The sequence below is a fragment of the Yoonia sp. MH D7 genome (genome assembly GCF_054439475.1).
The window spans coordinates 3,139,074-3,162,345 of sequence record NZ_JBTJCF010000001.1; the positions used below are offsets into that span (position 1 = coordinate 3,139,074).

Genomic DNA, 23,272 nt, shown 5'->3' on the forward strand with positions numbered 1-23,272 from the left:
TCGGTTTCGCACTGCGCACCCCGGCGGGTTACTTGTTTCTAGGGTATCCCTTCATCAGCGGAGTGTCGCTGTATGAAGTTTGAAAAACCCTCCACATCGATCCCCGACCAAATCAAGCTTTTGAAAAACCGTGGCATGGTTGTCGATGACGATGCGCGCGCGCAGCATTATCTGCGCTTCATCTCCTACTACAGGCTTCGCGCCTATTGGCTGCCGTTTGAGGTTCCAGCCAAGGAAGATGGGCAGCACGCTTTTCAAGACGGCACCAACTTCGAGGATGTTCTCACGCTCTATATTTTCGACAGGGAGCTGCGGCTCCTTGTTCTGGACGCCATTGAGCGGGTCGAGGTCGCCTTGCGCGCGCAATGGGCGCATTACATGGCGATGGCGCATGGGCCGCATGGATACCTTGACCAAAGCCTCTATCACCGGAATGATCGCCACGCCAAAGCGGTGACGACCCTAACGGACGAGTTCAGACGCTCCCGCGAAACCTTTGCCGAACACTACCGGGGCACATACACATCGCCCAACCTTCCTCCGATCTGGATGGCGGCAGAGACGATCTCGTTCGGGCAATTGTCCAAATGGATTTTCAACCTCAAACGCCGATCGGATCGCAACGCGATTGCCAAGCCGTTCGGGCTGGATGAGAAGGTTCTGACGTCCTTTTGCCATCACATGAGCTATATCCGGAACATCTGTGCGCACCACGGGCGGCTGTGGAACAAGCGATTTACGGTCACAATGGCTGCGCCGAAAAGCCCGGCAAAGCTGGCGCTGGCGGTTAAGGGCGCCGACCCACGTCACCTGCACAACACTCTGGCGATGCTTGACTACCTGTTATTGATGATCGCGCCGGAAAATGAATGGCGAAGCCGCGTTGTTGCCTTGATCGACGGGTGCCCTCTGGCGGACCCTGCCAGCATGGGGTTCCCTGACGGTTGGGATACCAGACCTTCGTGGAGGGTCGCTCGATGAAGAGCCGGATTATTACCCTTCAAGAACGCGTCCATGCGGCCGCAAAGCCAGACAACTGGCAGTTGGATAAACTTAATAAAGTATTTCGTGTCCGTCGCGGCCACAAAAACACCGGTATGAAAGAAAAGAACCTGCTGTCGCTGAGCTATGGGCGGATTATTCAGAAGGACATTGAGACTGTCGGCGGCTTGCTCCCTGAGAATTTTGAGGGGTATCAGATCGTTGAGTCGGGAAATCTTATTCTCCGGTTGACCGACCTTCAGAACGACAAACGCAGCTTACGTCAGGGTCTGGTGACCCAGCGTGGCATCATCACGTCTGCATATGACGCGGTTGAGGTTCAGTGCGACAACGATCCGCGGTTCTGGTTCTACTCATTGCTCGCCCTCGATTTGGCGAAGCATTACTACTCACTCGGCGGCGGTGTTCGTCAGTCCGTAAAGTTTGCAGACTTCCCAAATGACTGGATCTACCGCCCCGACCTCGCGGCCCAACGCCAGATTGCCGATTTTCTGGACCGTGAGACCGCAAGAATAGAGCTGCTGATCGAGAAAAAGCAACGGTTGGTGGCGTTGCTGGGAGAGCAACGCAGCGCAGCCATCTCATCCGCTGTCACCGTGAGTCTTGACGACGATGCCAATCTGGTTCCCACAGATTCCCAATACCTACCTCGAGTGCCTGCATCGTGGCGTGTTTGGCGACTGAAGCACCTCGCTCAGATACGCGGAGGCTTGACGCTTGGAAGAACAATTTCTGATAGCGTCGAAACAACCCAAACGCCCTATATGCGCGTCGCAAACGTGCAGGCTGGCTGGCTGAATCTGAATGACGTTGCCGAAATTCCGGTCACTGAAGTCGAGAAGAAAAGATACCAACTTAAATACGGCGACGTTCTCATGAACGAAGGCGGCGACAATGATAAACTTGGACGCGGCGCGGTATGGAAGTCTGAGATCGAAGCCTGCGTTCACCAAAATCATGTCTTCGCTGTTCGCCTCTACGACACCCGATATTCTGACTGGGTGTCAATGGCGACGAATGCGCGTTACGCCCGCGACTTCTTTTATTTGCACTCGAACCAGAGCACCAACCTCGCATCCATCTCAAAAACGAACCTCGCCCGCTTCCCCATCGCCTTGCCACCGCTGGACGAGATGAAAGCCGTGATGGACACTTTGTGGCGTCGCCTCGGTAGGCTGGATCGGATCAACCGGAAGACCAACGCCTCCATCGACCGCCTCAAAGAATACCGCTCCGCCCTGATTACCGCCGCCGTCACAGGCCAGATCGACGTGACAACCTACGCCCAATCCGGCACCCCCGACCGCCGCCTTGATGCGATACAAGAGGAGATGGGCGCATGAGTTCTCGTTGGGCTGCTCCGGTCGATCTTGACCTTGATGTGCTGGATCGCGTCCAACGCGGTTTGACGGTCGGCATGATCATGGCTCCCCGAAATGAACTGATGACATGCCAACGGGACGAAATGATCACAGATGTAATGAAGCGCAATACCGACAGGTTCAGTTATCTGCCAGTCGCCGGAGAGTCCGATAGTTTGATGGGCCTGTTCCATGCCTATGAATGGTTTGATAAAACTGCACGTGATGGGCCAATAGGCGATGACTTTGAGACGTTTTCCGAAGCCCTCGTGATTGGTGCAGATGCGAGCATCTATGAGTTCGTGGTGCAGGCAGACGTGCGCCCCACGCGCCTTGTCGTGTCTGGCGACAAGGTATCTGGTCTAATAAGTATCTCCGATTTGCAGAAACTCCCTGTTCGGGCATCTTTATTCACGCTCATCACAGCAGTGGAAATGGCGATGGGTCAGCGGATCGAATCGGAGTGGCCCGACTCTGTTGATGCGTGGAAGACGCTTCTGAGTGCTGACCGGCAAGTCCAACTGCAAAAACTGATTGCTAGAGCACATGAAGGAGACAGCCATGTCAGCGACATAGCGCTCACGCAGTTTTGCGACAAGGCTACCATCATCCGGAAAGCACGGCTCATTGATGGTTCAAAGAGCGAGCTCAAAGACAAATTCCGAAAAACGGAGGATTTGCGTAACAGCCTTGCTCACGCGAATTTCTATGCCGAGACGCCAGAGGCCGCGAACGATGTATGCGCGACGGTTCGCCTGATACTCCAAGTCAAAAAGGCGCTGTTAGACGGCATTGCCAAGATAAAGACTGAGGTGACCGACTTATGACATCCGCCACCCACACCACCGCTGACATCCATCAGGGGAAAGTTTTCGAAGCGCATATCGTCGCCTCCATTGACCGCCTCAATCAGGGTCGATCCGCCCTGTTCATCGCCCCTATCACGGGGCAGATCGACGTGGCGACCTACGCCAAGTCCGGCACGCCCGATGGCCGCCTTGACGCGATCCAAGAGGAAATGGTCGCGTGATTGCCTCCGCTCGTAGAATTTTCGCTAAAAGGGGCTCCGGATCATGTTGAGGCCTGACCACATTAGAGAAATTGTGTTTGATCGCGGTATCGAGCACCTCCTGCATTTCACATTTGAAAAAAATTTGCCGAGTATTTTTTCGCACGGTCTCCTGCCCCGCGACGAGCTTGAACAGCGGGAAGACATTATGGCTTTTGGCAGTGACCCCTATCGCGACGATGGGCATACCGACGCGACCTGCCTGTCCGTCACACGCTATCAAGGGCCTATGCTTCGAAGGGTGCTGAGGGATCATCCGAAGGATGACTTCGTGATCCTTGGTGTTCACCCATCGGTCCTTTGGGAAAATCTCTGCTTGTTCTGTGATGCCAATGCTTCTTCGAACTGGATCAAGAGAAGCAGCCGAAATCTCTCCACCGCTTATGCATTTGAACGAATGTTCGAGGACGCGACGGTTCCCAAATCCGAGAATGGCAAGTGGGTCAATGTCTCGACACGACAGAGAGACGGCCTACCAGATTCCGTTCCAACCGATGCCCAAGCGGAAATACTGGTCAAAGGGCATATCCCTCCTGACCGTATTCTGGGCATTTGGGTCGAGACCATCGCACAACGTGATAGAATAAATGCGATGTTTCAAACCAATTCAGAAAGCAGCCAACCAGATGTGTTTGTTGCAGAGTATTCATTTAATGCATGTGAGGGCGAATGACCGACAACCTCGACAGCCGCCTCGACGCGATTCAAGAGGAGATGGGCGCATAATGGCACGAAAGCTAACCACTGATCAGGAGATCGACGCGTTCATAGCTAAGGTCCTCGGCGAAGCGCGCCATCACGGCGGAAACGTTCGACATGTAATCCAACCGCTTTCGGATGAAGTTCGGAAACGCCTGAACCTCAACCTCGACAAGGTCGAGGTCTACGAGCGGAACGGCAATCTTGCGAGAACATGCTGGGTAACCCTTCAGGGGACGCGATACGCTTTTTCATACAACTACCAGACACAGAAGATCGAACTACGCGACAGGAGCACTCAGGGTGCCGTCCGTTTCGAGTTTGATAACGCAACCACCAGTGCGGACATACATACAGAGGTGGGGAAATTATGACCGAGCCGACACTAACGAGTTCTCGCCTATTTTCCGCAAACAACAGCGTGTTTCCTTGCGCGCCAGAAATTGCAGCTTTGCCGATCGAGAAGGGCCGGGCGAATGACGTCTGAGATAGATGAGCTTAGGAAATTTCTACGCAATTACCTTGATCAACATCCTGATGTAGAGGTGGTGCCGTCAAAGTCGGTCAATTCAGATAAAGTCCATCTGTCTGTCTATAAAACTAAGGCTGGAACGCCAATTGGCATCGAATTTGACAAGGAGACCCTTCAAAATATCTGGATGCGCAAAACTGAAGCGACAGGCGAGCCTTCTTCGGACGTGAAAGTAACGACGAAGAATTGGAACGGTGTCGAGTGGAAGGACGAGGACGGCAAGGGTGCCAACCATAATCTAAAGCACTACGACGACTTTCCCGGGCACAACCTTGTCCGGTTTGGCGTAAAGACAAAGCAAGATGCGCTGATGATTCTAGACCGCTTGGTCGCGGGAGACACTCAGAATCGCTTTCTGTTAAAGGTGAATGGTGAAATTCACTGTCCGAATGGCATTTGTCGCCCCACTATGTCCGCTGACTGGGAAGGTGGTGAAATCTTTATGCCCCTTTCGGGTCCTGCTCTGGCTAGAAAGGGAGCAAGACAAAGTGCCCCGGACGTCAAAGAGGGTGACGAGCTTTGGATATGGACCCATGAAGATGATAAGTTCGGACGTGGATGGGGGCTGACGGCAAAGGCTATCGCGGGGGCTCAGGTGGAAAAGAATGAGGGTATTGCAGTCACACTGCGAAAGGTCGAACGGCTGCCTCGTCCATTTGGCCTTCGAAACCTACTGCCGAGCTCTGCTGTTGGTAACACGGGTTCTCGTCTCTTGGACCACATCAATGATGACCGATGGTTTAATGCGTATCTGATAGAGGACGATGACTACCCAGACTTCACAGCCGTAGTCCAAAAAATGTCGGACGAATTGCCACACGATGTTCGCGTTAGCCATGCCGAAGGGTGGGAGCTTGAGGTCCTGAACCACAAGGACGACCTGCTTGCCGGACTGGTGGACAGAAAGACGACGTCACGAAAGGCGAGGCCTGGTCAGGTGCAGTTCCGTGATGCTTTGATGAAGCAATACAAGGGGCGATGTGCCGTCTCGAAATGTGCGGTTCCGGAAACATTGGAAGCAGCACATGTCATGCCGCACACAGGCGATCCGAAGTGGGATCATCCAGACAACGGGATGATGCTGCGCCGTGACTTGCACGCGTTATTTGATGCGATGCTTTGGAGCATTGATCCGAAGTCCAACAAGATCCGCGTAGCAGAAACGCTGAAGGTCAGCCCCTACCGCAAATTGGATGGGCGAGAGATCGACCACCAAGTTGCGCCGGAACTGCTCCAAGTTCATTTTAGACAATTCAAGAAAGGTGGATCAAATGGCTGATACCCACACCACCGCCGACATACATCAAGAGAAGGTCTTCGAGGCACATATCGTCGCTTGTTTGACCTCTGAGCAAGGCTACATCGAGCGCGAACCGGCGCAGTATGACGTGGCCCACGCGCTCGACACCGAGCTTTTGTTCGGCTTCCTCAAGGACACGCAGCCCGAGGCGTGGCGGGTGTTGGAAGACCACTACAGCGCACAGGCCGAGGCGGAGGTGCTCAAGCGTTTAGAAAAAGCGCTGAAGGAAAACCCGACTCATGTGGTGCTGCGACAGGGCATCAAGCTGGTTCCGAACATCAATTTCACGCTGTGCTACTTCAAGCCTGCGTCAAATCTGAACCCCGAGCTAACGCGCCTTTATGAGGCCAACATCCTTTCTGTGATGCGGCAAGTGCTTTATTCCGCGAAAAACAAGAACGCAATTGATCTGGTTACCTTCGTCAACGGCATCCCTGTGGCGACGCTGGAGGTGAAGAACCTGCTGACTGGGCAGAATGTTAAACATGCCGAAAACCAGTATCGCAAGGACCGATCACCCGCAGGCGAGCCATTGCTGACTTTCAAACGCGGGGCCATCGTGCATTTTGCGTTGGACCAGGACAACGTGTCGATGTCCACCCGCCTGATGAACGGCAAGACACGGTTTCTGCCGTTCAACCGGGGTCGCGACGGCGGCGCGGGCAACCCAGATGTGGAGGGCGAAAACAGGGTCGCCTATCTCTACAAGGATTTACTCGACGGGCGCGCGGTGTTCTCGCGCGAGGTGCTGCTGGACGTAATCGGGCGGTTCATCCATCTTGAGCGCGCGGGCGGCAAAGAAGTGCTGATCTTCCCGCGGTTCCAGCAGTTTGACGCCGTGCGCAGGGTGCTCGCGGATGCGCGCGCGAACGGTGCCGGGCAGAACTACCTGATCCAGCACAGCGCCGGATCGGGCAAGTCGAACACCATCGCTTGGACCGCGCACCAGATCATCAACCTGCATGACGAGGGCGACACGCCGCTGTTTGACACCGCGATTATCGTGACCGACCGCCTAGTGCTTGACCGGCAGTTGCAGAACACCATCGGCGGCTTTGCTCAGACCGAAGGGGTGGTGAAGAAGATCGACGGCACGTCCCGTGACCTGAAGGAGGCGATCCTGAAAGGTGCGCGGATCATCATCACCACGATCCAGAAGTTTGGCACCGAGCATCTGGCGACGATCTCGGGTCAGGCGGGGCGCAACTTCGCCGTAATCATAGACGAGGCGCATTCCTCGCAATCCGGCAAGGCGGCGCAGTCGATGAGCGACGCGTTGACCCGCGATGCGAACAGCTCCGAGGATATTGAGGACATGGTTCTGGCGTTCCAGAAGGCCCGCGGACCTCAAAGGAACATCTCTTTCCTTGCCTTCACGGCGACCCCGCGCAACGTGACGCTCGAACGGTTTGGGCGCACCGGCACCGATGGCAAGCCGCACCCTTTCCACCTCTATTCGATGCGCCAAGCGATTGAGGAAGAGTTCATCGTCGACGTGCTAAAGAACTACACGACCTATGGCGCTTATTATCAGCTCGAAAAAACCATCGAGGATGACCCGGCATTCAAAGGTCGCAAGGCACAATCTCGTGTTGCGCGCTATGCATCCTTGCATCCGACGGCAATCGATCAGAAGGTCGAGGTGATCGTCGAGCATTTCCGACGTCATGTTGCAGGCAAGCTGAACAGCCAGGCTAAGGCGATGATCGTGACCCAAAGCCGAGAGCACGCCCTGCGCTACTGGCAACAGTTGAACGGCTACATCGAAGGCAAGGGATACACAGGCCTGAAAGCCTTGGTAGCGTTCTCGGGGGATCTGGAGGTGGATGGCCACGTCTGGACGGAGGCAACAGCCAACGGCTTCGCTGAAACAGAACTGCCAAAAAAATTCGACACGGATGAATATCAGGTGCTGGTCGTGGCGGAGAAATACCAGACAGGGTTCGACCAACCGAAACTTGTTGCCATGTATGTAGACAAGAAACTCGCTGGTCTGCAGGCGGTTCAAACTCTCGCCCGACTGAACCGTTGTTCCGGCAAAGAAAAACCAACTTTTGTCCTCGACTTCCAGAACAGCATGGAAGACGTGAAAGTAGCGTTTGGTCCCTTCTTTGAAACCACCGCACTCGAAGAGCGAACAGATCTGAACCAAATTTATGACCTTGAGCAGCGCATATCTTCCTCGACATATGTTCACCAAGACGAAGTGGAGCGTTTTGCCGATCAATTCTTCAAAGGTGGCCTGACTTCACAGGACCGGCTCTTGCTGGAGGGCACCGTTCGGCTTGCCGTTGGCCGCTTCGAACTTGATGAAGATGAGGCGCAGAAAGAAGAGTTCCGGCAGCTTCTGAAGAGCTTCCAGCGGTTTTACGCGTTCGCCGCGCAGGTTGTATCGCTCAATGATGCTTGGTTGGAAAAACTCTACGCCTATACATCCTGGTTGACGCGTCTGTTGCCGTCCCGTGACGTCCCTGCAGATATTACTATTTCCGACGACATGCTGAACCTGTCTGCTTTTAAGTTGCAAAAGGGCGAAGATGGCAGTGCGTCGTTGAACCCCGGTGAGACTGCAGAATTGAAACCCATTAGTGAGTTTGGTGCCAATGCCTACACTGAGGAAGAAGAGCAGTCGCTATCTGAGATCATCGACGCGTTCAATGAGCGGCACGGCACCCGATTTTCACGTGAGGACTTCCTGAGATTTGAACGCGTAACGCGGGACATAATGGACGACGACATGACAGAAATGGTGAGAAACAACCCTGCGGACGTCGTCTACAACGCGTTCTCCCAGGCATTCTTCCAAAGCATGGTGAAAATGTTTCAGCAAGACAACGAGATGCGGAACATTGTCATGACTGACAAAGAAGCGCGTGAGCAAGCTACGCGGCACTTTTTCAAAAGAGCGCAGCGGCAGGCGCGGGAGGCATAGCTGCATTCGACATTGGAAATGAGTTCGACAGCAAAGGTATTACGATTCAGTAACGGTTGCGAAAAAGTCATTTAATGCAGCCTAAAACCATCCGCTTGTTGCCGTTCGGCCAGTTCGATCATTCTCAGGATTGTTCGAAGGCTAATGCGCGTTTGTTGCGTGTTCCTTTGAAGGGTTTCGAAAATAACATCGATAGACAGCGTATCCAGACCTTGTCGTCTTCCTTCCCGTCGGGCGAACGTCATCAATTCTTCTAAGGATAGCGAGCGTAACCGGATCGGTGGGCACCGGCTGAGCAATGGCTCCGGTAGGCGCTGGTAGTCGTTTGAGGTCATCACCCAGATTACAAAGCTCATATCGAACTTCACCTCGAAATAGGGGCAGGACCAATTCGCCGCGCTGAGCGGTTCCAGCAACGGCAGCAATGCATCTGTCAGGCTGTATGTCTGGCCTTTATTTGACGTCGCACACCCTGCCTTCTCCAGCTCGTCAACAACGATCACAGGGTTACCGATACGGTGAGTTAGGATCGCATTGATCAGACGTCCTGGTCTTGCACTCCCCCAGCTACGTTGATTGCCAACAAGGCCAAATGATGCGTTCTCGTTCGTTGCCTCATATGTCATCGTCGGTGCATTGATTAAGTTGCCGAGCGAGCGCGCCCACGCGCTCTTACCGATACCTGGCGGGCCGTCGAGAAGGATGGGCGGCATGCGAAGCCCGGGATCGCCGGCCCGGACAGAACGACGCATCGCGTGCCAGACTGTTTCCGTAGCTGGCCCCATCCAAGGAAAGTCGGCATGTAGTGCGCCGCAAATTCATCGGCATGATGCTCGGACTCAACCCGAGCCAACCGGACGCCATGCCGGAGCAATTCGAGTTTATTGGAATCGTCTGTTTTCAAGTGTGATAAGCCGGACGCTGCCTCGTGGCGTTCACTAATGATCTGCGCCCTACGCTCGATCTTCTTCTGGTCGCGCCAGGATAGGCGGATGTCGTCCAGCAGATCCTGCCAGTTCTGTTCGTCAAATGTGCCGTCCTCCTTCAACGGATGCTGCCATTCCCTATTAGCCGCAATGAGGTTGCGTTTGTGAGCGGTAAGTCGCATTGCGACCTAATCTTTCGAAAAAGCTGGGTCGGGAAAGCGCGCGTGGATTAGGTGAAAATTGGTCATGATGATAATCTCTTAGGGCATAGCGATGCTGGGTCTGGAACGGAACCGTGCCAACGGAGCCGTCAGCGTTTAGATGATTGAGGGTTTGCGTGTTTTTGAAGACCTAATATTCCGCCAGTCGATACCCTCGAAAAGAGCATCGAGTTGCATCTTGGTGAGGATGACAGGGCCAGACTGCGGTTTTGGCCAGACAAACCGCTTGCCGTTCAAGCGCTTCATGATGAGCACGAGCCCTGTGCCATCCCAGACAATCATCTTGAGACGGTCGGCCCGGCGAGACCGGAATACATAAATAGCACCGTCAAAGGGATCGAGATCAAAATGCGCGGCGACGTATCCGGCAAGACCATCCATCCCCTTGCGGAAATCGACCGGCTCGGCAGCCAGAAAGACCCTGAAGTTTCCAGAAGGGGTAATCATTGCGCTGCCCTCACTGCGCGCAGGAGCTCGGCTAACTGTGATGTCGGATATCCAGGATGAACGCTCAGCCGGACATCACCGAGATGAATTTCGCAGGATGCGGCGCTTGGTCCTGACATAGGTTCCGGCCCGACGCCATCCAGCGCGATGACTTCGACGAAGCTGCCTGGGCCTTCGGTGGTCCCCATGCTCCTCTTGTGATCAGAAACCCATTTTGCCACCAGAGATTGGTTGGCGCCGATCTCCATTGCGATGGCGACGCCCTTATCTCCAGCAAGGATGCGTTCCACAGCTTTAGCCTTGATCGCATCCGGCCACCGATACCGACCACTTGCATGGCGCGGGACGGGGATTCCCCAGACCATATGGTCTGCATTCTGCTCTTCGTCTGACACAAACATCTCCTCATGATGAACATGTCAGTTATCGCATAACCCTTATTTTACTGAAACATGGGGTCTTTGCACCGCTTACGATATAGGCGTTCTGCCGGGGCTTGCCGGGCTGGATGTATTCCAGCCGAACATTGCGCTTTTCAGCCCATTCCATCAATTTGCCACTGACATATTCCGGGCCATTATCTACACAAATTGTCTGCGGCTGACCGCGCCATTCAATGATCTGGTTCAAGCTTCTGACAACCCTCTCAGCAGGCAGCGAGAAGTCGACCTCGATACACAATCCCTCGCGATTAAAGTCGTCCAGCACGTTCAACGTCCTGATCGACCGACCGTCCGCAAGCTGATCCGCCATGAAGTCCATGGACCATATTTCATTTGGCTGCTCAGGCACGGCCAGTGGTTCTGGGTTGTCTCGCTTCAAACGTTTCTTAGGTTTGATCCGCAGGTTCAGTTCCAGCTCGCAGTAGATCCGATAGACGCGCTTGCGGTTCCACCCATAGCCCTGGACGTTGCGCAGGTACAAAAAGCACAGGCCGAAGCCCCAGTTCCGCTTGTTGGCCGTCAAGCGTTCAAGCCAATCCGCGATCTCTTTGTTCTCGTCACTCAAATGCAGGGCTGTAAAGATAGCAAGTCTCGCTAATCTCGAACGCACGGCACGCCAACGCGATACTGACACCACCCCGCGCGACTGCCTTCATGGCCATCTCTCGCCTTTGAGACGGCCTCAGCGCTTTTTTCCAAGCGCCTCCTTCAGTAAATTGTTCTGCATGCTCATCTCCGCGTACATACGCTTCAGACGGCGGTTCTCCTCGGCCATATCCTTCATCTCAGAAATCATCGACGCGTCCATACCGCCAAACTTCGCGCGCCATTTGTAAAAACTGGCGCTGCTCATGCCATGTTCGTGGCATAATTCAGAAACCGGCACACCGCCCTCTGCTTGCTTCAGGGTCGCCATGATCTGCGCGTCGCTGTATCGTCCGTTCTTCATCGTAAATCTCCTCAGATATCTTGCCGAGAAAATTCTACTTTTGAACACCACTAATTTTCGGGGGGATTACCCCACCACGGGTTCAAGGCGTCAATGAGCGGCAAAGGAAATTGCTATGATGTGAGTATGGTATTGCGGCTTGATGGCCTGACCCATGCTACGATTGACTGCGTGTCATTGCGTTGACGTGTCGACCGTCAAGTCGCCCCGGCAACGGGCGAGATGTGACTTTATAGGAGCCTGACGGTCAGCGTACCATCACAGTCCTGTCCCCTCGGATCGGTGCCTGGGCATTCTTAGCAATGAGGGCATCATGAAGACTACACATCCAATCATTATTGGCATCGACACACACAAAGCAACACATGTTGCCGTCGCAATCGATACGCAAGGCACCCGTTTGGCCGCATTATCTATACCCACCAATCCCAAAGGGTATTTGGATCTGGAACGCTGGTCACAGTCTTTTGGGGACGTTCTAGCATTCGGAATCGAAGGGACTGGTTCGTATGGTGCGGGCCTATCCCGGTCTTTGTTGGCTCAAGGCCACAATGTCATTGAGGTCACACGACCAAACCGACAGCTGCGATACACGCAAGGTAAAACAGACAGTTTGGACGCAGAGGGCGCTGCACGATCCGTTCTTTCTGGGCAGGCAACAGCGCGACCCAAGACACAAACAGGGTCATCCGAAATGATCAGACATTTGAAGATTGCACGCGATACTGGCGTTAAATCACGCTCACAGGCGATGGTAACGCTGAAGACGTTGATCATTAATGCACCTGCTGATCTTCGGGAAACACTGGATCCAATTCGAGGGAAAGTCGCGTTGATCCGGCATATTGCGGCCTTTCGGCCTGGCGATATCGACACGCCATTGGCCTCAGCAAAAGCCGCCATGCGGGCATTGGCGCGCCGGTGGCTGTGGCTGCATGAAGAAATTATTGCCCACGACAAGGAACTGGAACGCCTTGTCACCGAACGCGCACCAGACCTGATGGCATCTCATGGGATAGCAACACTGACAATCGCAGAGATGCTAATCCTCGTTGGCGACGACCCAACGCGCATCCGTTCGGAAGCAGCATTGGCAAAGCTCTGCGGTGTTTGCCCAATCCCAGCTTCCAGCGGCAAAACACACCGCTTCCGGTTAAACAGAGGCGGCAATCGACAGGCCAACGCAGCACTCTATCGTGTTGCTATCGTTAGAATGCGAAGCCACCAACCGACACTTGCATATGTCAAGAAACGCACGAAAGACGGGAAGAGCAAAAGCGAGATAATTCGATGCCTGAAACGCTACATCGTCCGCGAAATCTACAGCCAGCTCTGTGTATCGAAAACAGATCAAATCGCAACTTGACGAATATAGGAGCTTCAATGCGGCTGTTGAGACGTCCTTCAAAACCATCAAAGCGGAATTGATCTGGCGCGATACATGGGAAACCCGCAGAAAGGCTGAGATGCCATCTTCGAATACATCAATGGCTTCTACAATCCGCGACGCCGCCACTCAGCATTGGGTTGGAAAAGCCCGGTCGCCTTCGAACGCAAGGTGGCTTAAACGAGCACTTGGGGCGGCACGAAAGCGCGACAGGTCCAATTCGCGCTATGTAATGTTACATAAAGTATAGCGCGCCGAGATCGGCTGCTCTTAGTAAGTCGGTAAGCTAGAAGAAGGGCGTTTCATCCTATCGAAATTCTCCATGGTGAACGTTAATGGCTCGCCCGTTGCCCAATCGAAAAGATCACGTTTGAGCTTTGAGAGGGGGCCCATATAAACGTGAAGCGATAGTGAAGGTTTGTCACCGTTGCCAACAACCGCATGCAAACCATCCTCGTCCAAGGTGAAGACTTCACCCGTTTGAACGACATGAGTTTTGTCATGCCGTAGCTTCCCGGATTCACGTTTGAAAAGTATGTTTTTTTCACCACCTGAGTAGGTTGCTATATGAACTTCCAATTTATGTTCATGAGGTGGCATCGTTATGTGAGGTTGAAATCGACACCACCATATGGATAGGTTTTCGTCCTCAAACAGCATAATTTCATCATCACCGCCACTGGGTGTCGCATCAATGATTGGGGCTGGGTCTGAAACGTATTGTTGAAGCACTGCCCTTACGGCTCGGCTTCGGTCCGGCTCTCCAGCCGCTGTGCGGACGTCCTTAACTAAACCGTCGAAAGTAAAGCTCATGATACTCACCTTATCTGTTTGCGCGTTTCGTATACACGCATTCTCAAATCAAAACAGTAAACTAAGGTACATTTAAATTCGCGCTACGGGCATGTGTTATTTGCCGAATTATGCTTCAAAAGCTAGCAGACCACCCGCAAACACGCGCCCGACCCAGCCTTTGCTGGCGATATCAACCCGCTAAGCTGTGCCGCGTTTTGCTGCGCCGCTTCTAATACAGGTCCGTTATCAAGGTGGGCATAGCGCATGGCTGTTTGTAATTGAGTATGGCCTAGGAGCGGTCCAGCCATTTGAATAGGCATGCCGCCGGAGACTGCCATTGACGCATGGGTATGGCGTAGATCGCGAATGCGGGTCGTCGGCACTATGAACCGCTCCTCGTTTGCCGGAGGCAGATTACTTCGTCTCACGCGACCATATCTAACGCATTGAATTGTGCATAGTACCTCTCTTCTGCTTTTGCTGGCGGGATGTATCCGACGGGCTCAAGTAGGCGACGGTTGTTAAACCAATCGACCCATTTGAGAGTTTCCCACGCGACCGATGCCATGGTTTTCTATGGACCCAGCGGGTGGATGACCTCGGCTTTGTAGAGGCCGTTTATGGATTCGGCCGAGGCGTCGTTATCATAATAGTCACCGACGCTGCCAACAGGGGGTTCGATGCCCGCGAGGGCCAGCCTCTCAGTATCGCGAATGGACAGATATTGCCCGCCGCAGTCGGAGTGATGAATGAGGCCACCGTAGTGAACGGGGCGGCGATCATGCAGTGCTTGTTCCAGCGCATCGATAACAAAATCCGTTTTGGGCGAACTGGAGGCGCGCCAGCCCACGATTTTGTCCGCGAAGACATCATGATGAAGGCGACAGACACGAAGCACTGCCCCCTCTCACACATGCTATGCATGTGCTGCCGGGCAGTGGTCGAGACGTAAGTGAAATCGCTCACCCAAAGCATGTTTGGCGCAGGCGCTCGGAAATTGCGGTTCATCTTGTCTTTTGGACATGGTTGGCTCTTGTCCAGCACTGCCGTTTTCTTTGCCCTTCCACGAATATCCGCCGAACAGAAGTTGGAACTCTGGACCCGTTGGAATAACGGAGAGTCGCTCAGCGAGATCGGCTGCGCTTTGGGCGAACATGAAGCTTCGGTTTTTACCATTGTCGTGGCTATCGTATGATCGCCGGGTTGCCGAACAACAGTGGCTGGCATGTAAACTATAAGCGCATAGAACGAATCTGGCGGCGTGAAGGGCTGAAAGTCCCGCAACAGCAACCCAAGAAAGGTAGGCTCTGGCTAAACGATGGCTTGTGTGTCCGACTGCGGCCAGAGCGTAGAAACCCTGTTTGGTCTTATGATTTTATCCAAGATCGAATGTATGGCGGGCACGTCTTTCGCACACTGAATATCATTGATGAATTCACACAGGAGGCCGCTCAAAAAATCACGCCACAACGCACAGCGTATGAAATCAAGTTTGTATCACACCATTTGGGGGGGGTTATGTGGTTTACACAATGAAAAATCGGAATTTCTCTTTCAAAGAAGATTAGGTTTCTGTTGGTCGTCAGGTCGCTACCATTTAAGAAAGAATAGCCAACAGACATGCGCTAAGAACCATAGTATTTCAGATCAACCATACTTGGAGCAGTGATTTAACGACGCGATATAAAACACCGTTGCCTCAACCACCCATGCGGCCGGTCAGGTAAAGTTCAAGTTGTACGAGTGCATCATAGATCAACACCGCAAAGAGCCCGACGATCAATCCGCCCTGTAATACGTACGCGGTGTTGTTGGTTAAGAGACCGGCTATGATAACCTCTCCTAGTGTTCGGGCCGCGACAGTAGAGCCTATCGTCGCCGTGCCCAAGGCGATGACGATGGAGAGCCGGATGCCGGTCAGGGTCACTGGCAATGCCAGCGGCAGTTCGACGCGCAAAAGGCGTTGCCAGCGGCTAAGACCAATACCGCGTGCGGCTTCCATTGTGGTGCGGGGTAGATTGGTCAGCGCAGTGACTGCGTTTTCGAAGATCGGCAGTAAGCCATACAGAAAAAGCGCCACCAACGTCGGTCCGGCACCGAAGCCCAAAGCAGGGACAGCAAGCGCCAGAACGGCGACGGGCGGGAAAGTCTGACCCATATTGGTGATCGTGCGCGACAACGGTCGAAATGCAGCGCCAGCCGGACGCGTCACGAGAATGGCGAGCGTCACAGCAACAACCGTCGCCGCAGCGGAGGCAAGTGCCACAATTCCAAGGTGGCTGAGGGACAAGGACAACATCGATGCCCGCTCATAGATCACCGGACCACCCTCGGGTGCAAAGGGCGTGAATATCGAAATAAACCATTCGGGTCGCAGCACCAATGCCAACAGAAGCGCGATTAGCACAGGGCGAAGGATCAGGCCGATTTTCATATGTGTGCCCCGGCGCGTGCGCGAATGGCTTTGAGTGTCACACGCCCTACAACTACGCCCTCTCTTGTGGCGGGCAATGCATCGCGCCCTGTCCATAGACAGGCTGAGAGGGCGTCGCGTAAGCTTGCGGTTTCTGGCAGGCCTTCGCCATCTGCTTCACCTGCCTCGATGATTTCGGACACTGAGATCAATGACAAAAGCCGCAGGGGCCGCTCGACATCTCCGACCATATTTGCCACGAAATCTGTCGCGGGTCGGGCGATGATTTCGGCTGGGGGCGCATATTGGACCAGTTTTCCACCGTCCATCACTGCCACGTGGTCCGCCAGACTGATGGCTTCTTCCATGTCATGGGTCACCAACATGATCGTAGATCCCAACTTGCGCTGGATGTGTCGCAGGTCTTCTTGCGCACGGGTCCGGATGATCGGGTCCAATGCGCCAAAAGGTTCATCCATCAGCAACAGATCAGGACGCGATGCCAGTGCTCGCGCCACGCCGACACGTTGTTGTTGTCCGCCGGACAGTTCGGCTGGAAAGCGGTCGCGGAATTCTGAGGGGTCCATTGAAAACAGCGCAAGCAATTCATCGACGCGGGCATTGATCTTGTCGCGGGGCCATTTCAGAAGTTCGGGAACAGCGCCGATATTGCGAGCGACCGTATGGTGCGGGAACAGTCCGTGGCCCTGAATGGCGTAGCCGATGCGCCGTCGCAGAAGGTGCGGTTTTACCGATAAGGTGGATGTGCCGTTGATCCGAACTTCGCCTGAGGTCGGTTCTTCAAGGCGGTTTATCATCCGCAGTAACGTAGTTTTGCCAGACCCCGAGGTGCCAACAATCACGGTGATTGATCCGGTTTCCACAGTCATGGACACGGCATCGACCGCATTTACTGTGCCATAGGTTTTGGTGATGTGGTCTATCTCGATCATACTGCCTCCTCGGGTGTTTGACGGGTGAGTTCGACCAGAATATCCATCAATATCGCTGCCGTTAGGGCCAGCACAACTGTGGGTAATGCGCCCAACAGGATCAGATCAGTCGCGGTCTGGTTCAGCCCCTGAAAGACGAAAGTCCCAAAGCCGCCACCACCAATTAGCCCGGCAATGACGGCAAGGCCGATGTTCTGGACAAGCACGATGCGCAGACCGGTCAGGATAATCGGCAGACCAAGAGGCAACTCAATGCGCAATAGACGCTGGCCCGGCGTCATTCCCATGCCGCAGGCGGCCTCCAGCGCGGCGGGCGGCGTAGAGGCGAGGCCGGCAACCGTGTTCCCAACGACGGGCAGCAGCGAATACAGTAACAGGGCAAGAAATGCAGGAGCAAATCCGATTCCCGCGATGCCGATTGCTTGCGCGCCCGGTACGTTATTTCCGACCCATCCAAGGATTGGGATCATCAGCCCGAACATGGCAAGCGATGGAATGGTCTGCAAGAAACTGAGCACTGGCAGGGTTGCACCCCGTAGTACCGCGCGGCGATGGCACAGGATGCCAAGCGGAAAACCGATCACCGCTGCCGCTACGAGTGACCCGAAAGCAAGCCCCAGATGCCGCAAGAATTCCGTAAAGAATGCGTCACGACGGCTGGAAAATTCCTGAAGGACTGACAAGTCGGATAGAAGGTCTGAGCGAAGGATGAGGACCAATGCAACAAGAACCGCGATCAATAATATACCGCGCGTGTACGGCCCCGGTTTCATAGCGGCCAACGCATCAGCCATCAGCAGCATGAAAATGACCAGCAGGCACCAAAAGCCCACCGCCGGTGAAACACGTGCATATTCTCCGGCTTGCGACAGAAGGACGGGTGCACTCTGAGAGAGCAACCAGATCAGACCCGTTAATCCAAGAACAGCCCCTAGCAAACGGAGACGTGTCCACCCTGCGGCAAGACCCATACCCAAACCGATGACCACCGCCGCCACACCGGGAGCGGTGATTTCAGGACCAGCAATGCGCCACGTAACAATACCATCACCCGCAACAATGCGATTGGCTGCAAGTGTCATAAAAGGGGCCAGCAATGCGGCCAGCCCCAGAATGGCAAAAAGTAACCCGGGCGGTGATAGGTGTGTGCGTATACCTGTCATGCTCCAGGCTTTACGCGATCAATCCAGAACACCCGTTTCAGTAAGGTATTGGCGCGCCACGTCTTCAGCAGGTTCTCCGCCGACTTGGATACGACCGTTCAACTGCTGCAGCGTCTGCATATCAAGACCTGCAAAGATCGGATTCAGAATTTCCGGTATGGAAGGATACTCTGCCAAAACCTCAGCCCGCACGATTGGAGCGGGCTCATAAACCGGCTGCACACCTTTGTCGTCTTCCATCACCACAAGTCCAGTCGCCCCGACACCCCCGTCAGTGCCGTATACCATGGCTGCGTTGACGCCCGATGTGCCGCGTGCGGCAGCTTGGATCGTTGCAGCCGTATCGCCACCGGACAGGATTACCGTTTGATCGGACGTCAGACTAAACCCGTAAGTGTCCTGCATTGCAGGCAGGACCGCGGGAGAAGAAACAAACTCTGTCGAGGCCGCAAGTTTGACGTCGCCGCCACCCGCAACCCAAGCGCCAAAGTCAGACATCGTCACTAAGTCATTCTCCGCAGCAACTTCACCAGTCACCGCGATCGCCCACGTGTTGTTCGCGGGCGCGGGATCAAGCCATGTGACGTTGTTCTGCTCACTATCCAACTCCGCTGCGCGCGCGTGAGCGGCGGCGGGATCTTTCCAAACGTCACTGTCTGCTTCGTTAAAGAAAAACGCCGCATTGCCGGTATATTCGGGGTAAATATCGATCTGGTTGGTCAGCAGTGCTTCGCGCACAATCTGCGTGCCGCCAAGCTGCAAGCGACGCTCGACTGGTAGGTCTGCGTTTTCCAGTGCCAGAGCGATGATATTGCCCAGCAAGCCGCCCTCTGTGTCGATTTTGGAAGAAACAGTAACGTCGGCAGTAGCAGCGGTCGCCAGAAGGGCGGAAAGGCTTGCTATTGAAATAAAATGGCTGTTTTTCATGATTAACTACTCCGATATAGTAGGGTTGTGGTTACAGTAAAACTACGTGTCGTTTTAACGTAGTTCAACATGTACCGAAACCAAGTCCTGTCTCATTTTACACGTCCCAGTAATCACGATGAGCCGAGAACACTTATTCTAATACACCACTTATGCAGACTCATCGGCGCGAGCGTCAGTTAGTGCAATCCTGTTCTGACGCAGTCTTTCAAGGTTTTGCTACGAAGGGCAGCTTCGTTCGGCGTTTTTGACGGGCCGGCGCAACGCTTTAAACTTTGAGCGAGATGGAGCGTAAATTATCGCCTACCGGAAACGAGTATTTTTCAAATATAATCAGAAAGCGGTGATCTTGTATCGCTGGTAGTGCGAAGCACCGATGAGTTCGATCGGACGCGTGTTTGATCGTGGGTCTTCATCAGTCGTGACGTTCACCGCAACGGGGACCCAAACAACACCGTGCGACCCCCTCTATCCGGCGCTTGCGTCACGCGGCCTTGAAGCGCGGCGGTTTGGACAAAATTAACGACGCGGTTTCTATCAGAGAAAGGCCCGCAGATGTTGAGGATCGCGCGGTGCCGGGGCGCTGGGAGGGCGATCTCATCGCCGCCTTTTCTGTGCGATCCAAAGGGCTTAGATTTGTTGATACATAGTCAAGCAAAGGTAATTGCCATCGCAATACAGCTCAACGAACGATCAAGAAAGACGCTGGCATACGAACCCCAGCAGAACGTTTTAACGCTACGCTACCTCAGCCATTCAAAATGGCGGCCGCGGCCTCAAGTATGACGCCGTTGGTATTCAGATCGGAATAGTCGACCATAGCAAGGCCGGTTGCCGTATATATCCCCGGCGAAAAGCCAAAGCCTTCGATCCGGGCGCGTGCGCGAACGTAGTCGACCAAAGTACTGGAATAGCTGTGAGGGTGCGTCGTCGCCCAGAGATAGGCCGCCTTGACGCTGACGACCTCGATCGATTTCAGGAATGCGGGCTGAGTGTACTTTTCGTCGACGGGACGGACCTGAACGTTCCATGGCTCTGCGAAGTTATTAATGCTGTATCCTTGATAGGTGAACCACGGCGCCCGATCCAAAGGACATTCAGAAACACAGCGCATGTTTCCTGTCTTTCGATTGTCTTCAACCTGAGCGGCAAACAACATATCGGCAAGGTATTGCGTCGTCTGAGAGAACCCAAGCTCGATGCCATCTAGGAGCAAAGGTTCGGCACCAATACTTCCAATGTCGGACGCACCGTAGAGCAAGGCGATCAAAGCATCGGCGTCGCTCGGACCGACTAGCTTCGCATAGGGGCTATCGGCCGTTACGCCAAAAGCGGCATAGCCCCGCGCCGCGTAATCGGTGCAATGGGATATGAAGCGATCCATCGTACGATTCTTCGTGACATCTTGCATCCGTCCGTCGTGGATGGTCTCTTGAAGATCCCAGCCAGCGACTTTGCTTTCAATGACGTCTTTCAATGCTGGCGAAAAGGCTCTGAGACGATGAAAGGCATTGAGCAGCCGCCCGACGTCGCAAGTTGTGAAGGACTGATCGGGAATCTCTTTCAGGTCCACGTGAACAATCGAACTTGGGAGCCGCAATCCTTGTAACACGACAGTCGACAGACCTCCGATCAAGCGTTCGGCCCAGCCATTGAGTTCGGCCTGTGTCATAAGGCCAAGCTCGACCGCCGCGATCATGCCGAAGATCTGGCTCCCGACATCCCACATCGTCGTATAATTATAAAGCGTGGTTTTTCCACCAACAAGAAAGGCCGTCGAGGGTATCAGACCTGTTTCCGCGTTTTTGAGATTCTGGAAATACCGCCACGCAAGTTCAGCATCACTTCGGAGGAGGTCGTGATCCAATCGTTCATTTGCGGCAAGTGCTATGCGTTCGCGGTGCATCACCTCTTTGGTTTGATGGTAAATCAGCTGTATTGAATCCGGAGTCTGGATCCGATCGGCTAGCGACGCCACGTCAGTCACTTCAAACCCGCTTCGCTCGTTGAGCATCCGGATGATAGCAGTCGCTTTCGTTCTTTGTGCCACCGAACTGTGCGAGCTTTGATCAAGGACCAGAACCGTGTCCTGAAGTGCTTTGATGTCAGAAACGGACTGCCTGGCAGATTTTCTATCATCAACAAAAGCGACCCTTGGGGGGTGAAGGGTTGCGTTTTTATCCACGCCAGCGATCGGGTCTATGATCGGCGTTGTGGTCATCGCAACTCGTGGCGGCAGCGAAGCCATGCTTGGCGGGTCAAAATTAACATCACCAAACATACGACAGCGGCTTTGACGCTCGTCCAGACCTTGCACCTCGGTCTGGCAAACGTCTGTGCCATCCTCAATCCAGAGATCGGCATCAGGCCCGGCGACAGTGAACGAAATGTCCCGCGCGCGAAGCCACCGAACGAGTTCAAGTGCGGTTTCACTCACTGGATCATCCGGCTTGCCCGGCACGTCCAATCGCAGACCAATCACTGTATTTGCCTTCGTTGACAAACGGGAATGGAAATCTGTTGGGGTCGTCGGGACAATCTGTCCGGCCCTCGAAAGTTCAGAGATCAGTGACGCAATTTGGGTCATGCGCACGACATCCACAGACATATTTTCTGGCGCAAGACCGGCAACAGAAAGGATGAGCAACGACCGCGGGTCATCGCGAACGCTCGCGGTCAAAGCCTGTTGGATTGTCTCAAAGGGCTCGGTCAGACCGAAGTGCATGCCGCCAAACAGGTGCAGAGTGCCGTCGAGCCAACGGCTGTCCACTAGTTCTGCCCCTGACCGCGGGAGGCTCAGAACGGTTCGGAAACCGGCTGCTCGAACACCACGGGGATCAAACTCAATCGTGTCGCCGTAGTTTGCCAAAGTCAGTATCGACCGTGCAAGTTGATGGTCCGAATGTGCGTCCAAAAGCCCGTCTTCCAAATCCTGGCGCGCCTGCGTCGCCAGCCGGCCTTGGAAATAATGTGGTTGATCCGTCAGATCGGGCACCTCGAGAATAACCTCGATCTGAGCCGGATAGTCGGTGATCATCCGGCGTAAGAACCCCGCGAGAGCACTATCAGGATGAAACGCGTCCGCGCCGGTTTTCGCGGAAACGATGCAACTGATGGGAACCCGAGCTTTCACGAATGGTGCAAGAACAGCCAGTAGCCCATCCGGTGGTGTTGCTGCGGTGACGTCGGAGAGCACCAATTGGAATGACTTGAACGGAGATTCGGCAAGAATCGATGACGGGATTGCAATCATAGCGGTAACTTGAATTCCCAGATTAACCAGTAGGTTGCGCCGCGTTGTTTTCATCTTTTCCCCAGTCCCGTTATTTACAGAGCAAACCACCCAATAATGTCTTCAGTGTGCTGTACTTTTGGCCTGAGACTAGCAAACTCGGCCAAGATATGGTCTGTTATTTTTGGGGGAATTGAAATTTATCAAAAAAATAGCACCCCAGAAGTCGTCCAACAAGACACCATTCTTAATGCTGGAGAATGGCACTTTGATATATCTGCTGTTAAATTTTTACGAGTGAAGCAATATCTCGATCTATGATTTTGTAGAGAATTTTCGGGCCATTGCTGACTTCTTTCGGGAGGGGGGGATTCAATGTTCGGGCATCGCAATTGCCGCGACCTAAAACGTGATGCGGTCGCAAGCCAACTACCTGTTTTTTCAGATCCGACGCGGTCAAGATCACGTCGCATCAAGCTTCTTGCTGGGGCTACGGTTGTCACCGTTCTTTTGTGGGTGGT

At 54.0% G+C, this 23,272-nt stretch carries 20 protein-coding genes and 5 pseudogenes; 12 read left to right on the forward strand and 13 right to left on the reverse strand.

What is annotated here, in order from left to right:
* Positions 1–72: 72 nt before the first annotated feature.
* The 8 genes from ACXLHR_RS15595 (at position 73) to ACXLHR_RS15630 (ending at position 8,895) form a co-directional block, all read left to right on the forward strand.
* Positions 73–981: an Abi family protein gene (locus ACXLHR_RS15595; RefSeq protein ID WP_458792294.1), complete on the forward strand. Its 909-nt coding sequence runs from the start codon at positions 73–75 to the stop codon at positions 979–981.
* Positions 978–2,345 (forward strand): restriction endonuclease subunit S, encoded by a 1,368-nt coding sequence (locus ACXLHR_RS15600; RefSeq protein ID WP_458792295.1) that lies wholly within the window; start codon positions 978–980, stop codon positions 2,343–2,345. Before ACXLHR_RS15595 ends, ACXLHR_RS15600 begins: the two co-directional genes overlap by 4 nt.
* Complete coding sequence (locus tag ACXLHR_RS15605; protein ID WP_458792296.1) at positions 2,342–3,190, forward strand: hypothetical protein; 849 nt, start codon at positions 2,342–2,344, stop codon at positions 3,188–3,190. The genes ACXLHR_RS15600 and ACXLHR_RS15605 overlap by 4 nt, the downstream gene beginning before the upstream one ends.
* Positions 3,187–3,393 carry a hypothetical protein gene (locus tag ACXLHR_RS15610; RefSeq protein WP_458792297.1) on the forward strand — a complete coding sequence of 69 codons (207 nt, stop codon included), beginning with the start codon at positions 3,187–3,189 and terminating at the stop codon, positions 3,391–3,393. The genes ACXLHR_RS15605 and ACXLHR_RS15610 overlap by 4 nt, the downstream gene beginning before the upstream one ends.
* Positions 3,394–3,436: 43 nt before the next feature.
* A complete protein-coding gene (locus ACXLHR_RS15615; protein ID WP_458792298.1) occupies positions 3,437–4,105 on the forward strand; it encodes a DarT ssDNA thymidine ADP-ribosyltransferase family protein in 669 nt (222 codons plus the stop codon).
* A 52-nt stretch (positions 4,106–4,157) separates the two neighbouring features.
* Complete coding sequence (locus tag ACXLHR_RS15620; protein WP_458792299.1) at positions 4,158–4,505, forward strand: hypothetical protein; 348 nt, start codon at positions 4,158–4,160, stop codon at positions 4,503–4,505.
* Positions 4,506–4,607: 102 nt separating this feature from the next.
* Positions 4,608–5,942 carry an HNH endonuclease gene (locus ACXLHR_RS15625; protein ID WP_458792300.1) on the forward strand — a complete coding sequence of 445 codons (1,335 nt, stop codon included), beginning with the start codon at positions 4,608–4,610 and terminating at the stop codon, positions 5,940–5,942.
* Positions 5,935–8,895 carry a type I restriction endonuclease subunit R gene (locus ACXLHR_RS15630; protein ID WP_458792301.1) on the forward strand — a complete coding sequence of 987 codons (2,961 nt, stop codon included), beginning with the start codon at positions 5,935–5,937 and terminating at the stop codon, positions 8,893–8,895. Before ACXLHR_RS15625 ends, ACXLHR_RS15630 begins: the two co-directional genes overlap by 8 nt.
* 71 nt (positions 8,896–8,966) lie before the next feature.
* Here the strand turns inward: ACXLHR_RS15630 and ACXLHR_RS15635 are convergent, their stop codons facing one another.
* The 5 genes and pseudogenes from ACXLHR_RS15635 to ACXLHR_RS15655 form a co-directional block, all read right to left on the reverse strand.
* Complete coding sequence (locus tag ACXLHR_RS15635) at positions 8,967–9,647, reverse strand: AAA family ATPase (RefSeq protein WP_458792302.1); 681 nt, start codon at positions 9,645–9,647, stop codon at positions 8,967–8,969.
* The gene (locus ACXLHR_RS15640; RefSeq protein ID WP_458792573.1) at positions 9,536–10,003 is read right to left on the reverse strand and encodes a hypothetical protein; all 468 of its coding nucleotides are present in this window, start codon (positions 10,001–10,003) and stop codon (positions 9,536–9,538) included. Before ACXLHR_RS15640 ends, ACXLHR_RS15635 begins: the two co-directional genes overlap by 112 nt.
* A gap of 135 nt (positions 10,004–10,138) precedes the next feature.
* Positions 10,139–10,489 (reverse strand): IS66 family insertion sequence element accessory protein TnpB, encoded by a 351-nt coding sequence (gene tnpB / locus ACXLHR_RS15645; protein ID WP_458792303.1) that lies wholly within the window; start codon positions 10,487–10,489, stop codon positions 10,139–10,141.
* Positions 10,486–10,884, reverse strand: coding sequence for a transposase (locus ACXLHR_RS15650; protein WP_458792304.1), 399 nt, complete (start codon positions 10,882–10,884; stop codon positions 10,486–10,488). The genes tnpB and ACXLHR_RS15650 overlap by 4 nt, the downstream gene beginning before the upstream one ends.
* 79 nt (positions 10,885–10,963) lie before the next feature.
* Positions 10,964–11,881: pseudogene (locus ACXLHR_RS15655) on the reverse strand (IS3 family transposase); the annotation flags it as partial.
* 313 nt (positions 11,882–12,194) lie between these two features.
* On the opposite strand from ACXLHR_RS15655, the gene ACXLHR_RS15660 reads away from it, so the two are divergent.
* Positions 12,195–13,247 carry an IS110 family RNA-guided transposase gene (locus tag ACXLHR_RS15660; RefSeq protein WP_458792305.1) on the forward strand — a complete coding sequence of 351 codons (1,053 nt, stop codon included), beginning with the start codon at positions 12,195–12,197 and terminating at the stop codon, positions 13,245–13,247.
* 16 nt (positions 13,248–13,263) lie between these two features.
* Positions 13,264–13,448: pseudogene (locus ACXLHR_RS15665) on the forward strand (IS3 family transposase); the annotation flags it as partial.
* A 90-nt stretch (positions 13,449–13,538) separates the two neighbouring features.
* On the opposite strand, the gene ACXLHR_RS15670 reads toward ACXLHR_RS15665, so the two are convergent.
* From ACXLHR_RS15670 to ACXLHR_RS15680, 3 genes and pseudogenes are all read right to left on the reverse strand, one after another.
* Complete coding sequence (locus tag ACXLHR_RS15670; RefSeq protein ID WP_458792306.1) at positions 13,539–14,081, reverse strand: hypothetical protein; 543 nt, start codon at positions 14,079–14,081, stop codon at positions 13,539–13,541.
* A 122-nt stretch (positions 14,082–14,203) separates the two neighbouring features.
* Positions 14,204–14,446 (reverse strand): tyrosine-type recombinase/integrase, encoded by a 243-nt coding sequence (locus tag ACXLHR_RS15675; protein ID WP_458792307.1) that lies wholly within the window; start codon positions 14,444–14,446, stop codon positions 14,204–14,206.
* A 41-nt stretch (positions 14,447–14,487) separates the two neighbouring features.
* Positions 14,488–15,134, reverse strand: a pseudogene (locus ACXLHR_RS15680) (DDE-type integrase/transposase/recombinase); the annotation flags it as partial.
* Between the two features lie 111 nt (positions 15,135–15,245).
* Here ACXLHR_RS15680 and ACXLHR_RS15685 point away from each other — a divergent pair.
* Positions 15,246–15,509: pseudogene (locus ACXLHR_RS15685) on the forward strand (IS3 family transposase); the annotation flags it as partial.
* A gap of 253 nt (positions 15,510–15,762) precedes the next feature.
* On the opposite strand, the gene ACXLHR_RS15690 reads toward ACXLHR_RS15685, so the two are convergent.
* From ACXLHR_RS15690 to osmF, 4 genes are read right to left on the reverse strand one after another with little or no spacing between them, the layout of a single operon-like run.
* Positions 15,763–16,497 (reverse strand): ABC transporter permease, encoded by a 735-nt coding sequence (locus ACXLHR_RS15690; RefSeq protein ID WP_458792308.1) that lies wholly within the window; start codon positions 16,495–16,497, stop codon positions 15,763–15,765.
* Positions 16,494–17,429 carry an ABC transporter ATP-binding protein gene (locus ACXLHR_RS15695; RefSeq protein ID WP_458792309.1) on the reverse strand — a complete coding sequence of 312 codons (936 nt, stop codon included), beginning with the start codon at positions 17,427–17,429 and terminating at the stop codon, positions 16,494–16,496. Before ACXLHR_RS15695 ends, ACXLHR_RS15690 begins: the two co-directional genes overlap by 4 nt.
* Positions 17,426–18,592: an ABC transporter permease gene (locus ACXLHR_RS15700; protein WP_458792310.1), complete on the reverse strand. Its 1,167-nt coding sequence runs from the start codon at positions 18,590–18,592 to the stop codon at positions 17,426–17,428. Before ACXLHR_RS15700 ends, ACXLHR_RS15695 begins: the two co-directional genes overlap by 4 nt.
* Before the next feature lie 18 nt (positions 18,593–18,610).
* The gene (gene osmF, locus ACXLHR_RS15705; protein ID WP_458792311.1) at positions 18,611–19,519 is read right to left on the reverse strand and encodes a glycine betaine ABC transporter substrate-binding protein OsmF; all 909 of its coding nucleotides are present in this window, start codon (positions 19,517–19,519) and stop codon (positions 18,611–18,613) included.
* Positions 19,520–20,034: 515 nt separating this feature from the next.
* Between osmF and ACXLHR_RS15710 the strand changes: the two are divergent.
* Positions 20,035–20,331 (forward strand): annotated as a pseudogene (locus ACXLHR_RS15710) (hypothetical protein); the annotation flags it as partial.
* Here the strand turns inward: ACXLHR_RS15710 and ACXLHR_RS15715 are convergent.
* Entirely contained in the window at positions 20,268–22,289 is a 2,022-nt protein-coding gene (locus ACXLHR_RS15715; RefSeq protein ID WP_458792312.1) for a DUF3131 domain-containing protein, read from the reverse strand. The pseudogene ACXLHR_RS15710 and the gene ACXLHR_RS15715 overlap by 64 nt on opposite strands.
* Positions 22,290–23,272: the final 983 nt, after the last annotated feature.

What these genes read in the sequence shown, in the direction of transcription:
- ACXLHR_RS15695 (WP_458792309.1), bottom strand. Translation starts at nt 17,429, where the DNA reads ATGATCGAGATAGACCACATCACCAAAACCTATGGCACAGTAAATGCG.
- ACXLHR_RS15630 (WP_458792301.1), top strand. Translation starts at nt 5,935, where the DNA reads ATGGCTGATACCCACACCACCGCCGACATACATCAAGAGAAGGTCTTC.
- ACXLHR_RS15670 (WP_458792306.1), bottom strand. Translation starts at nt 14,081, where the DNA reads ATGAGCTTTACTTTCGACGGTTTAGTTAAGGACGTCCGCACAGCGGCT.
- tnpB (WP_458792303.1), bottom strand. Translation starts at nt 10,489, where the DNA reads ATGATTACCCCTTCTGGAAACTTCAGGGTCTTTCTGGCTGCCGAGCCG.
- osmF (WP_458792311.1), bottom strand. Translation starts at nt 19,519, where the DNA reads ATGAAAAACAGCCATTTTATTTCAATAGCAAGCCTTTCCGCCCTTCTG.
- ACXLHR_RS15600 (WP_458792295.1), top strand. Translation starts at nt 978, where the DNA reads ATGAAGAGCCGGATTATTACCCTTCAAGAACGCGTCCATGCGGCCGCA.
- ACXLHR_RS15610 (WP_458792297.1), top strand. Translation starts at nt 3,187, where the DNA reads ATGACATCCGCCACCCACACCACCGCTGACATCCATCAGGGGAAAGTT.
- ACXLHR_RS15640 (WP_458792573.1), bottom strand. Translation starts at nt 10,003, where the DNA reads ATGCGACTTACCGCTCACAAACGCAACCTCATTGCGGCTAATAGGGAA.
- ACXLHR_RS15595 (WP_458792294.1), top strand. Translation starts at nt 73, where the DNA reads ATGAAGTTTGAAAAACCCTCCACATCGATCCCCGACCAAATCAAGCTT.
- ACXLHR_RS15690 (WP_458792308.1), bottom strand. Translation starts at nt 16,497, where the DNA reads ATGAAAATCGGCCTGATCCTTCGCCCTGTGCTAATCGCGCTTCTGTTG.
- ACXLHR_RS15660 (WP_458792305.1), top strand. Translation starts at nt 12,195, where the DNA reads ATGAAGACTACACATCCAATCATTATTGGCATCGACACACACAAAGCA.
- ACXLHR_RS15615 (WP_458792298.1), top strand. Translation starts at nt 3,437, where the DNA reads ATGTTGAGGCCTGACCACATTAGAGAAATTGTGTTTGATCGCGGTATC.
- ACXLHR_RS15635 (WP_458792302.1), bottom strand. Translation starts at nt 9,647, where the DNA reads ATGCGTCGTTCTGTCCGGGCCGGCGATCCCGGGCTTCGCATGCCGCCC.
- ACXLHR_RS15625 (WP_458792300.1), top strand. Translation starts at nt 4,608, where the DNA reads ATGACGTCTGAGATAGATGAGCTTAGGAAATTTCTACGCAATTACCTT.
- ACXLHR_RS15620 (WP_458792299.1), top strand. Translation starts at nt 4,158, where the DNA reads ATGGCACGAAAGCTAACCACTGATCAGGAGATCGACGCGTTCATAGCT.
- ACXLHR_RS15605 (WP_458792296.1), top strand. Translation starts at nt 2,342, where the DNA reads ATGAGTTCTCGTTGGGCTGCTCCGGTCGATCTTGACCTTGATGTGCTG.
- ACXLHR_RS15700 (WP_458792310.1), bottom strand. Translation starts at nt 18,592, where the DNA reads ATGACAGGTATACGCACACACCTATCACCGCCCGGGTTACTTTTTGCC.